This is a genomic window from Cardiobacterium sp. (genome assembly GCF_057314735.1).
In genome coordinates, this window is sequence record NZ_DBHKZK010000022.1 from 1 (window position 1) to 10793 (window position 10793).

General features: G+C 63.1%; 8 protein-coding genes. All 8 read right to left on the reverse strand.

The features are described from left to right. Positions 1 to 228 precede the first annotated feature (228 nt). The 8 genes from ACO54Z_RS02490 to ACO54Z_RS02525 all read right to left on the reverse strand — a co-directional run bounded on the left by ACO54Z_RS02490 (position 229) and on the right by ACO54Z_RS02525 (position 10746). Complete coding sequence (locus tag ACO54Z_RS02490; protein ID WP_485995595.1) at positions 229 to 2133, reverse strand: ATP-binding cassette domain-containing protein; 1905 nt, start codon at positions 2131 to 2133, stop codon at positions 229 to 231. A 95-nt stretch (positions 2134 to 2228) separates the two neighbouring features. Next, positions 2229 to 3839: a bifunctional peptide-methionine (S)-S-oxide reductase MsrA/peptide-methionine (R)-S-oxide reductase MsrB gene (msrAB, locus tag ACO54Z_RS02495; RefSeq protein WP_485995596.1), complete on the reverse strand. Its 1611-nt coding sequence runs from the start codon at positions 3837 to 3839 to the stop codon at positions 2229 to 2231. Positions 3840 to 3951: 112 nt separating this feature from the next. After that, the gene (locus ACO54Z_RS02500; protein WP_298080246.1) at positions 3952 to 4353 is read right to left on the reverse strand and encodes an MliC family protein; all 402 of its coding nucleotides are present in this window, start codon (positions 4351 to 4353) and stop codon (positions 3952 to 3954) included. A gap of 229 nt (positions 4354 to 4582) precedes the next feature. Beyond that, positions 4583 to 4897, reverse strand: coding sequence for a hypothetical protein (locus ACO54Z_RS02505; protein ID WP_485995597.1), 315 nt, complete (start codon positions 4895 to 4897; stop codon positions 4583 to 4585). Next, positions 4894 to 5769 carry a hypothetical protein gene (locus ACO54Z_RS02510; protein ID WP_485995598.1) on the reverse strand — a complete coding sequence of 292 codons (876 nt, stop codon included), beginning with the start codon at positions 5767 to 5769 and terminating at the stop codon, positions 4894 to 4896. The genes ACO54Z_RS02505 and ACO54Z_RS02510 overlap by 4 nt, the downstream gene beginning before the upstream one ends. 54 nt (positions 5770 to 5823) lie before the next feature. Further along, entirely contained in the window at positions 5824 to 7692 is a 1869-nt protein-coding gene (locus tag ACO54Z_RS02515; RefSeq protein ID WP_485995599.1) for a transglycosylase SLT domain-containing protein, read from the reverse strand. A gap of 7 nt (positions 7693 to 7699) precedes the next feature. Further along, positions 7700 to 8644 carry a lytic transglycosylase domain-containing protein gene (locus ACO54Z_RS02520; protein WP_485995600.1) on the reverse strand — a complete coding sequence of 315 codons (945 nt, stop codon included), beginning with the start codon at positions 8642 to 8644 and terminating at the stop codon, positions 7700 to 7702. 350 nt (positions 8645 to 8994) lie between these two features. Beyond that, complete coding sequence (locus tag ACO54Z_RS02525; protein ID WP_485995601.1) at positions 8995 to 10746, reverse strand: lytic transglycosylase domain-containing protein; 1752 nt, start codon at positions 10744 to 10746, stop codon at positions 8995 to 8997. Between the last annotated feature and the right edge of the window lie 47 nt (positions 10747 to 10793).

Here is a 10793-nt window from a genome sequence, read left to right on the forward strand (position 1 = left end):
TATATCAACTACGGATTTGTTTGAGGCAGCATACATTTTAGGACACCACCCAATCTGAATACCGAACATCTCCCGTTGTTGGGTTACGCGCTGCGCGCTAACCCAACCTGCGGGCTGTCCGGTTATTGCAGTGGGCGGTTACGCACTGCGTGCTAACCGCCCCTACGCGCCGAGTGGTACCTACGCGCCGAGTTTCTCGCCACCGCGACACACACGGGGAAAAGCGGCTCATACCGCCCCCTCTTCCAGTTGCATCCAACGCTCCATCAGCGCGTCCAGCGTTTGTTGCGCCGCTTCCAGTTCGACAAAGGCCGCCTGTTGTTCGGCCGGCGGGCGCTGGTAGAAATCCGGCTGTTGTACGGCATCGGTGAGGTGGGCGACTTCTGTCTCTGCCGCCTCTATCTGTCCCGGCAGCGCTTCCAGTTCGCGCTGGTATTTGTAGGAGAGTTTGCCCGTCTTTTTCTCGGCAACTAGCGCGGCGGGCGCGGCGGGTTTTTCCGGCGCGGGTGCGGGTTCGGCGGCGGGTTCGAGTTGGGCGATGTCGCCGCCCTGGTTGAGCCAGTCGGCAAAGCCGCCGACGGTTTGTTCGATGCGGTTTTTTTGTGCGTTGAAAACCCAGAGGCGGGTGACAACGGCGTCCAGGAAGGCGCGGTCGTGGCTGACGAGCAGTACGGTGCCGGGGTAGTCCGCCAGCACTTCTTCGAGCAGTTCGAGGGTTTCGATGTCCAGATCGTTGGTCGGTTCGTCCAGCACGAGTACGTTTGCCGGTTGGGCAAAGAGGCGGGCGAGCAAGAGTCGCGCGCGTTCGCCGCCGGAGAGTGCGCCGACCGGGGTGCGCCAGCGTTCGGGCGGGAAGAGGAAGTCTTGCAGGTAGGCGGCGATGTGTTTGCGGCTGCCGCCGATTTCGACGTAGTCGCGCCCGGCGCCGACGCTGTCGCGCAGGGTTTCTTCCGGGTCAAGCTGCGCGCGCAGTTGATCGAAGTAGGCGACTTCGAGTTTGGTGCCGTGTTTGAGTTTGCCGCCAGTGGGCGCAAGGTCGCCGAGCAGCAGGCGCAGCAGGGTGGTTTTGCCCGCGCCGTTCGCGCCGACTAATCCGATTTTTTCGCCGCGTTCGATGATGTCGCTGAAGTTGGTAATGAGCGGCGCGCCGCCGGGGTGGGTGAAGCTCAAGCGGTCGGCGACGATGACTTGTCGCCCGCTGCGCTCGCCAACATCGACTTGCAGGCTGGTTTTGCCCTGGCGTTCGATGCGTGCGGCGCGTTCTGCCCGCATTTCTTTCAGCGCGCGCACGCGGCCTTCGTTGCGGGTGCGCCGCGCTTTGATGCCCTGACGTATCCAGACTTCTTCTTCGGCGAGTTTTTTGTCGAAGCGCGCGTTGGCTTCGGCTTCGGCGTGCTGCATTTCGTCGCGGGTGCGGAGGAAGCGGCGGTAGTCGCTTTTGACGTCGAGCAAGCGGCCGCGGTCGAGTTCCCAGATGCGGTTGGCGACTTTTTCGAGGAAGGCGCGGTCGTGGGTAACGAAGACGACGGCGCCGCCGAAGTTGTTCAGCAGGCCTTCCAGCCAGACGATGGCGCCCATGTCGAGGTGGTTGGTGGGTTCATCGAGCAGCAACACGTCCGGTTTGGCGACCAGCACCCGCGCCAGCCAGACGCGCCGCCGCCAGCCGCCAGAGAGGTCGGCCATGCGCGCCGCGCCGTCGAGGGCGAAGCGCTGCAGGATGCCGTCGATGCGGTTTTCCAGTTGCCAGCCGTCGGCGGCGGCGACTTGCGCTTCCAGTTGGGCGAGGGTTTCCGCGTCGCTGTCGGTGTGGTTGGCGAGCAGTTCTTGGTAACGCGCGACCAGCGCTGCCGTTTCCGCCAGGCCGTCGCGCACCACTTCGCGCACCGTGCGCGCATCGGCGGCGGGCGGGTCTTGCGGCAGGTAGGCGACGCGCACGCCTTCGGTCAGGCGCAGTTCGCCGTCGTCGGGCGCTTGCGCGCCGCGCAAGACGTTCAACAGGGTGGATTTGCCTTCGCCGTTGCGTCCCAGCAGGGCGACGCGTTCGCCGCTTTCCAGCGAGAAATTGACGTGGTCGAGCAGCGGCCGCCAGCCGAAGGCGAGCGATAAATCTTGTGCGGTCAGCAGTAATGCCATGCGGTTTTCCTTGAGGTAGGGATGCGAAAGCGCGGCATTATGAAGCAATGCGCGGTGGTAAAAAATCCCGCACGGGGCGGGATTTTTTTCTGCGGTTATTGCGGTTTGCCGCCTTTTTGTACGGTCTCTATCAAATCACCGTAGCCCGCCTGCGCCATCTCGGCGAGCGGGATGAATTTCAGGCTGGCGCCGTTGATGCAGTAGCGCAGCCCGCCTTTGTCTTTCGGACCGTCGGGGAAGACGTGGCCGAGGTGGGTGTCGGCGACGCGGCTCCGCACTTCGGTGCGGTGCATATTGAAGCTGGTGTCGTCGTGTTCGGTGACAACCGCGCGGTTAATCGGCTTGGTGAAGCTCGGCCAGCCGCAGCCGGAGTTGTATTTGTCGGCGGAGCTGAACAGCGGTTCGCCGCTGACGACATCGACGTAGATGCCCGGCGCAAAGAGGTGGTCGTATTCGTGGCTGAAGGCGCGTTCGGTGGCGCTGTGTTGCGTGACTTCATACGCCTGCGCGTCCAGTTTTTCTTTCAGCGCGGCGGCGTCGGGTTTGTGGTATTTGCTGGCGTCAATTTCCGGTTCGCCGTTGGCGTCGGTTTTGGCGGGCGCGGCGGCAGCGGGTTTTTCCAGCGGGATGTCCGCCTTGCGGATGTCAATGTGGCAGTAGCCGTTCGGGTTTTTCGCGAGGTAATCCTGGTGGTATTCCTCTGCTTCGTAGAAGCCCGCGAGCGGTTCGTTTTCAACTACCAGCGGTTTGGTGTGTTTTTTTTGTTCTTCGGCGAAGGCGGCGGCGATGGTGGCGCGCTCCGCCGGGTCGGTGTAGTAAACGCCGCTGCGGTACTGCACGCCACGGTCGTTGCCCTGCTGGTTAAGGCTGGTCGGGTTGACCACGCGGAAGTAGTAGCGCAAGAGGTCGGCGAGGCTGATGCGTTCGGGGTCGTAGGTGACTTTCACGGTTTCGGCGTGGCCGGTGCCACGGTGCGAGACGTCTTCGTAGCTGGGGTTTGCGGTTTTGCCGTTGGCGTAGCCGGAGACGGCGTCCAGCACGCCGGGGACGCGCTCAAAGTACGCTTCCAGTCCCCAGAAGCAGCCGCCGGCGAGGTAGATGGTTTTGCTGTTCATGGTTTTCGCTCCTTTGGCTTCGGGTTTGTAGAATTTTTGCGCGGGCTGGGCGAGCTCCGCCTGCGGGTTTTTCAGTAGCGCCAACGCCTGTTCGCGCGCGAGATGGCCTTTGATGACGCGGATGACGTTGCCGTTTTTGTCCAGCAGCGCCCAGCTGGGATAGACGGCGACGCCGGTGTCGCGGGCGATGTCGCCGCCGCTGTTCACCAGTACGGGCAGGTTGGGGTAATCGAGGCCACGATACCATTCGCTAAAGGCGGCTTCGTCGTTTTCGCCGAGGTAGCCGGGCGAGGCGATGGTGATGAGGTTGATGCCGGCAAAGGCCGGGTCGCTGCGCCATTCTTGGGTTTCGGCAAGGGTGGCGAGGCAGAGCGGGCACCAGCTCGCCCAGTATTTGATGAGGGTCGGTTTGTCTGCTTCAAGGTAAGCGGCGGCGGGCTTGCCGTTCACGTCCTTGAGGGCGAGCAGCCGCCGTTGTAATTGGTGCGGCAGTGGCGCTTCGGCACGGCTGCCGTGGTCGGCAAAGGCGGGCAGCGGCGCGGTCGTGGCGACGGCAAGGGCGATAAGGATGGCGTGTGTGAGGTTTTTCATGGGAGGCTCCGTGGATGTTGGTGCCTTGATTATAGGAAATCGCGTTTGCGCGGGTGTCTGCTTCGGTTGCTGCACCGTCTGTTAAGAAGCCCGCCGGGGTGGCGGGCTTGTTTTACGGGCGGCAACCGCTGAGGAGGATGGTGGCGGAGGCGGGGCGGGAGAGGACGGCGTTCTGGCCGTCGCTATGGAAGGCGATTTGGCCGTTTTCGTAGGTGGCGGGGTTGTCGCCGGGGCGCTGTTCGAGGGTGTGTTCGCCGCTCATGTAGCGCAGTTGCAGGGTGCGTTTGCTGCTGTCCGGGTAGCGGGTGTCGAAGGTGCCTTCGCGGCATTGCCAGGTGTTCCAGTGGTTGCCAATCGGCAGTTTGAGCTGGCTGTTGTGGCTGGCGGCAGGCAGGGCGATGTCGGTATCCGGCTGTTCGCTTTCGAGGGTGATGTCGGGGCGCGGTTTGTTGCTGCTGCAGGTGGCGAGGAACAGGGCGAGGGCGGTAAGGGCGAGGGTTTTGCGGGTACTCATGGTTTTTTGCGGGTTAGGGGGTTGGTGAAGGGCAGGGGACTGCCGGTAATTCGGTGGTGGTTGTTTTTTGCAGGTGTTCCGGGAATTTGTTTGGTGTTTGCGGGTGAAAAATTGGAATTTCGGCTCATCAATAATATTGCTCACCCCCTTCCCAACCCTCCCCCGCTGCGGGTGCTGTCGCACCCTGCAGGGGAGGGAGCGAATCGGCGGGATGATTGGCACGGCGGGGTTATTTTTGTTCGTCTTCTCCAAACATTCGGTGCAGGCTGTCTTTTTTCTTTTCGGCTTCTTGCCGGTATTGTTGCAGTTTTTCGTTTTCCAGGGTCAGTTGTTTGAGTTGCTGGTTGAGCTCTGTGATGTAGGCGTCTTTTTTGGCGAGTTCTTTGCGCAAGTGTTTGATTTGTTGTTGCGCCCGGCCTTTGAATTTGTCTTCGGCGAAGTCGTAGGCGGCGCTTTGTGCCATGTCTTTGCCGCCGTGGTCCCAGCCGATTTTGGCGCCGAAGGCGAGGCCAACCAGGGCGATGAGTTTGGTGAGTGCTTTCATGGGTTTTCTTCCGTGTCGGGGTGGGGGGCGCGGCAGGGCGGCAGGAGTTTTTCAAAGCCGAGGCAGAGCAGGATGTATGCCCAGGAGAAGAACATCAGCTTCATGAAGTTGGAGATGGCAATGATGAGGTAAAACAGCCAGTAGCTGTGGATGTGAAAGAGCTCTTGTGCGATGAATTTGCCGAGCGCGATGCGCAGGTTATCGAGCAGGAGGAAGGCGTTGACGATTTTTCTGCCGTAGGGGTTGTGGCCGTTCGCCATGATGCTGTCGGCTTCGGCGTAGTCGATGAAGTTTTCAAAGTTGATGTTGGTGGTCATGAATTCGGCGGTGTCGTAGCCGCTGAAGAGCAGGGTGAGCAGGAGGTTCAGCAGTAATGCCGGGATGAAGATGTTGATGAGCAGGATGCCGTGGCGGGCGAGGTTTTCGTTCAGGTGGTTTTCGAGGATGGCGGGATGCGCGATTGGGTTTTCGCGGCGGATGAGGTTACTGGCGGTGTTGTAGAGGTAGAGGGGGACGAGGAGGATGGTGTAGCCGTGGGCGAGGATGATGCCTTTGGCGGTGATGGTAAAGAGGATGCTCAGCAGCAGCGAGAGGAGGGTGCAGACGAGGATTTGCCACGGGGTGTTGCGTTTTTTGATGAGGCGTTGCAGGAAGGATTGTTCTTTGAGGTAGATGTTGAGGAGTTGCCGCTTGCTGTACCAGAGCGAGGCGGTCATGTACCAGATGAACAGGGCGGTAATCAGGATGAGCAGCAGCGTCAGGCCGTCGTGTCTGCCGACGATGTAGCCTTGCAGGGCGAGCAGCAGCAGAACCGGGATGCCCGCGAGGAGGTTGCGGGCAAGGCTGCGTTGGGGGTGGTGTTCGCGGTTCATGTGGGAGGACATGACAGGGGGTTATGGTGGGGCAAGCCCCACCCTACGGGTTGGTTACCACAGGCGGACGCCGCCGCTGGCGTAGCTGGAGGGCGGCAGGTTGAGGCGGTATTCGTACACTTTTTCGTATTCGAGCACGCGCTTGACGTAGTCGCGGGTTTCGGTAAACGGGATTTGCGCGATCCATTCGTCCAGCGGCAGGCCGGGGTTTTCTGCCCGCCATTGGTTTACCCGCGAGGGCCCGGCGTTGTACGCCGCCGCGGCGTAGGCGAGGTGGCCAAATTCGTTCAGGCGGTCGGTGAGGTATTGGCTGCCGATTTCGAGGTTGGTGTCGGGTTCGGTCAGTTGCCATTTGCCGCTGTAGGGGATGCCGTTTTTGCTGGCGGTGTGGCTCGCGGTGGCGGGCATGATTTGCATCAGGCCGATGGCGCCCGCCTTCGAGGCTATCGCCGGCTGGAAGATGCTTTCTTTGCGGATGATGGCAAAGATTTTGGCGGGGCTGATGCCGTGCTGGCGCGCCAGTTGGCGCACGCGGGTTTCGTAGGCGGTGGGGAAGCGCAGCGCGAGGGCGTCGTAGTTTTTGCTTTTGCCGAGGGTGGTGACGGCTTGCACGCCCCAGCCGATTTCGCTGGCGTAGAGGGCGGCCTGTGCGCTTTCGGCAGGGGTGAGGGTTTTCAGCAGGGCTTGCCATTCCTGGCTGGCGCGGGCGTCGTCGCCAAGGTTGCGAAAGATGCGCGCGCGGTAGGCGGCGGGACGGCCGACAACGGCGGCGTAGTGGCGGTCGCGGCTGACCGGACGGTCGTGGTAGCTGGGCGCGACGCCGAGTTTTTCGGCGGCGAGGAAGCCGTAGAAGTCGCGTTGGCCGGCGGCGCGGCGGTAGTGGCTGTCGGCACCGGCGCGGTCGCCGCTTTTTTCCAGCGCTTTGGCTATCCAGTATTGGATTTCGGCTTTGTTTTGCGCTTCTTTGTCGAGTTTGCCGAGGTGGGCGGGCAGGCCGCGCCAGTCGCCACGGCGCAGTTCGTAGGCGATGAGGTCGTAGGTGGTGTTGTCTTCGTGTTCGCCCGCCGGGATGGCGTCCCACAGGGTGAGGGTGCTTGGGTCGTCGGCCTGCGCCAGTTTGCGTACCAGCGGGTTGTAGAGTTTGCCCGCGTCTTTGGGACGGCTGATGTAGCCCATGCTGGCGGCGGTGGTCGCCTGGGCGATGGCGACGGGGTCTTTTTTCAGGCGTTTGCCCAGTTGTTGCGCGAGCAGGGCGCTGCGCCAGTCGGGGTCGCTGAGGCTGTAAGCGCTTTCTATCGGCAGGGTGTTCTGGTCGATGTCGAGCCAGGTTTGTGCGGCTTGGGCGGCGGCGCCTTGCAGGTTGCCCGCGAGGTAGGAGGCGATGAGGCGGTTGTTGTTCGCCATCGCCAGGCGGAAGCGTTCGGCGTGTTGCGCCGGTTTGATGTGGCCGCTGTGGGCGAGGCGGTCGTAGAGGGTGTTGCATTCGGCGCTGAGGCTTTTTTCGCTTTCCCACAGTTTGTCGCTGCCCTGGGTGGCTTCGCGGGTTTTGCCGCGGTTCAACAGCGCCAGGCGGTATTGGCATTCGAGTGCTTCGTCGGCAAAGCCGGGGCTGTAGCTCTGGATGATGGCGTCGTTGTCGCCGCCCGCCGCCCACAGCGGGTATGCCTGTTTGGCGAGCGCGGTGCTGAAGGGGTCGTTCGGGTATTTTTTCAGGAAGGCGACGAGGGTTGCGGTCGGGGTGGTGGCGAGGTTGTCGCGATACGCCTGCGCTTCGAGGTAGGGGTAGAGCGGGTGCGGCGCGAGGTGCTGGTAGGCTGCGAGCGGCGCGCCGTTTTTGATGGCGGTTTCGGCGTCAAGGATGTTTTCTTCGGCGTGGGCGGGAATGCCGAAGGCGAGGGCGAGGCTCATGAGGATTTTGTTCATGGGGTTCCTATTTGATGTGCTGCTGCCAGTCGTTCTGGTAGCGGTTTTTGTAGTGCATGACGCGCTGGATGTATTGGCGCGTTTCCTGGTAAGGCGGGATTTGGCCGCGGTAGCGCAAGAGGCTTTGCGGCCCGGCGTTGTAGGCGGCGAGCGCCTGTTCGGTGTTCTGGAAGCGCGCCAGTTGTTGGCTCAGGTATTTGATGCCGCCTTCGAGGTTGTTCGCCGGGTTGTAGGGGTCGGCGACGTTCATGTCGCCCGCGGTGCCGGGCATGAGCTGCATCAGCCCGACTGCGCCCTTGCCGGAGACGGCGTTGCTGTTGTAGCCGGATTCGACGCTGATGACGGCGTGGACGAGGGCGGGGTCGATTTGGTATTTGGCGGCGAGTTGGTTGATGAGTGCCTTGTGTTGTTCTTGTCGGGTTTTGAAGTCGCCGCTGGGCTCAGCGATGCGCACCGGCGCCAGGGTGAGCGGCAGCAGCGGGCAATGTTGCTGGATGCGGCGTTTTTGTCCGTTGATGGTGAGTGTCGCGTAGCATTGGCCGGTGGCGACAGGCTCCGCGGTTGCGGGCGCGGCTGCGGGGGCAACCGGCGCGGGCGGCGGGTCGCCGGGAAGCTGGATCGGCGGGATGAGGGTGTTCGCCGGTTTCGGCGGCGGGGTCTTGGCTTTGCCGTTGGGCAGGGCAACGCTGCAGGCGATGTTGGTTTTTTTGCCTTTGTAAACGACGGTGCCGCAGCTTTTGCCGTGCGCGGGCAGGGCGAGGGCGAGGAAGGCGAGGGCGAGGGCGAGGGCTGTGGTCGCTGCGCGGGTTTTTACACCCCCTCCCCATCCCTCCCCCGCTTCGCAGGGGAGGGGGTGGTTCGGTGCGGGGATTGGGGACGGGTTGTCGTCCGATGCGCGGGCTGTTTGGGAAGCAAGGGTTTTGTCGCAAGCGGGTGTACTTGCTGCCCCCACCCCAGCCCTCCCCCACAGGGGGAGGGGGCTGTTTGGTGCACGAAGCGGGGGTGGCGCGTCAGGGCGCAGCGTGTGGTGGGTTAAACGCGTATCGGGGTGGCATGAATTAACCCCACCCCCGTCCCCACCCCCACAGGGGGAGGGGGGAACAGCGGCGCTGCCCGCCCACAGGGGGAGGGGGTGGTTCGGTGCGGGGAGCGTGGGCGGCGCGTCAGGGTGCAGCGTGTGGTGGGTTAAACGCGTATCGGGGTGGCATGAATTAACCCCACCCCCGTCCCCACCCCCACAGGGGGAGGGGGGAACAGCGGCGCTGCCCGCCCACAGGGGGAGGGGGTGCTTTTTATGCCGTGTCATAGGCCGATCTCGGACGGGTTCGCCTTGTAGCGGCGGTAGTATTCCATGACTTTCGGCACGTAGGCGCGGGTTTCGATGAACGGCGGGATTTTGTTGCCGTATTTTTTGACGTTGCCTTCGCCCGCGTTGTAGCCCGCTGCCGCCAGCTGCATATCGCCGCCAAATTCGTTGAGCAGCCATTTGAGGTAGGTCGCGCCACCGCGGATGTTTTGCCCGGTGTTGTAAGCGTCGCTGACGCCAAAGCGGCGCGCGGTACCGGGCATGAGCTGCATCAGGCCCATCGCGCCGGCGTGCGAGCGTGCGCCCGGTTTGTAGGCGGATTCGGCGGAGATGATGGCGTGGACGAAGTGTGGTTCGATGCCGACTTCTGCCGCAATTTGGTTCACTTGTGCGCTCAGGTTGCGCTGGCGTTCGCGGAAGGCGCCGCTGACGTTGATGTTGAGTTCGTTGCGGATTTTTGCGGCGAGGCGTTCGGCTTCGATGACGTAGGACTGCGGGCAGTCTTTGGTCGGCTCAAGGTGGAAGACGCGGCCGTTTTCGCTGGTGACGGTGCCGCCGCAACTGCCCTGGGTGTTGAGGTAGTCGAGGTTGTGCGCGGCGATGCTGGTTTGCTGGTTGCCGAGGCGCGCTTCGCCGCCGCTGGTGCCGGGGGTGTAGTCAAAGGAGCGGGTGGCGCAGTTGAATTCGCGCGTCTCGCCGTTGAACTGGATGCTGCCCGCACCGGTGCATTGCAGGCCAGGGCCGCCGCTTACTGCCTGTTTGGCATTTTTTTGTACGCCTGCGATGGCAAGGGCTTCGAGGTTTTGGCTTTGCGTCGCCTGTTGGCGAAATTCTTGTTTGGCGCCGCTGTAGGAGCGGGAGAAGAAGGTGCAGTGGCGGTAGTTGCCGCGTTTGTTGGCGGGGACGAAGTTGGGCAGGCCGTCGTTGTTGAAGCATTTGTAGATGTCCTGCGCGATTTCTTCGTTGTCGCCGGGGGTGAAGCCGACCAGCGGTTTGCCGCGGTTCGGCGCGGGCAGGGCCGGGGCGGAGACTTCGCCGCCTTTGCGCCCCAGCGGCTGACAATTGCCCTGCGGCGGAGTCGCGGTTTCGATGATGGTCGGCGTGCCGTCCAGTTGCGGGCAGACCCAGATTTGCGTGCCTGCCGGGGTGACGGTGGCGATGGTTTTTTCGTCGTCCGCCGGGGCGGGTGCGGCTTGTGGCGCAGCGGTTTGCGGCACGGCTGCGGCGGCGCTGCCCGGTTTGCCGGGACGGAGGGCCAGGTCGCGGTAGTATTGGCCGCCACCGCGCGGGTTACTGCTGTAGTTCGGCGCGGGCGGGAACAGCGGCGGCGGGGCGGCGGGTTGGGGCGCCGGGGTTTTTTCGCTGCTTTTGGCGGCGGGTTCGTCGTTTTCGTCCCAGGTGAAGCCGCCCTGGTTGGTGTCTTTGCGGGTGTCGGTTTTGGCGGCGGGTTTGTTTTGCTTGCTGGCCGGGGGGGCGGTGGGTGCCTTGTTTTCGGTTTTGGGCGCGGGAGCGGCAGTCGCCGGGGCGGGGTTGCTGCCGCTGAGTGCGCCTTTTTGGTAGGGGCGGCAGTTGTCGCCCGTCGGCTTGCTGACAATGTTGTTCATGCCGCCGGGCGCCGGGCAGATGTAGAGGCCGGCGGTGGCGTCTTGTGCTTGTGCCGGGTGGAGGGCGGCGCAGGCGAGGAGGAGGCAGGCGGCGAGTTTGGAAAGGATGGTAGTTGCCGATTGGGCGGCGAGGTATGCGGACAAACCCCACCCCAACCCTCCGCCGGATCCCATGAAAAATGCGTTCGCAT

Excerpts from the sequence above, each read along its gene's own strand:
- ACO54Z_RS02490 (WP_485995595.1), bottom strand. The coding sequence starts at position 2,133 with ATGGCATTACTGCTGACCGCACAAGATTTATCGCTCGCCTTCGGCTGG.
- msrAB (WP_485995596.1), bottom strand. The coding sequence starts at position 3,839 with ATGAAAAACCTCACACACGCCATCCTTATCGCCCTTGCCGTCGCCACG.
- ACO54Z_RS02500 (WP_298080246.1), bottom strand. The coding sequence starts at position 4,353 with ATGAGTACCCGCAAAACCCTCGCCCTTACCGCCCTCGCCCTGTTCCTC.
- ACO54Z_RS02505 (WP_485995597.1), bottom strand. The coding sequence starts at position 4,897 with ATGAAAGCACTCACCAAACTCATCGCCCTGGTTGGCCTCGCCTTCGGC.
- ACO54Z_RS02510 (WP_485995598.1), bottom strand. The coding sequence starts at position 5,769 with ATGAACCGCGAACACCACCCCCAACGCAGCCTTGCCCGCAACCTCCTC.
- ACO54Z_RS02515 (WP_485995599.1), bottom strand. The coding sequence starts at position 7,692 with ATGAACAAAATCCTCATGAGCCTCGCCCTCGCCTTCGGCATTCCCGCC.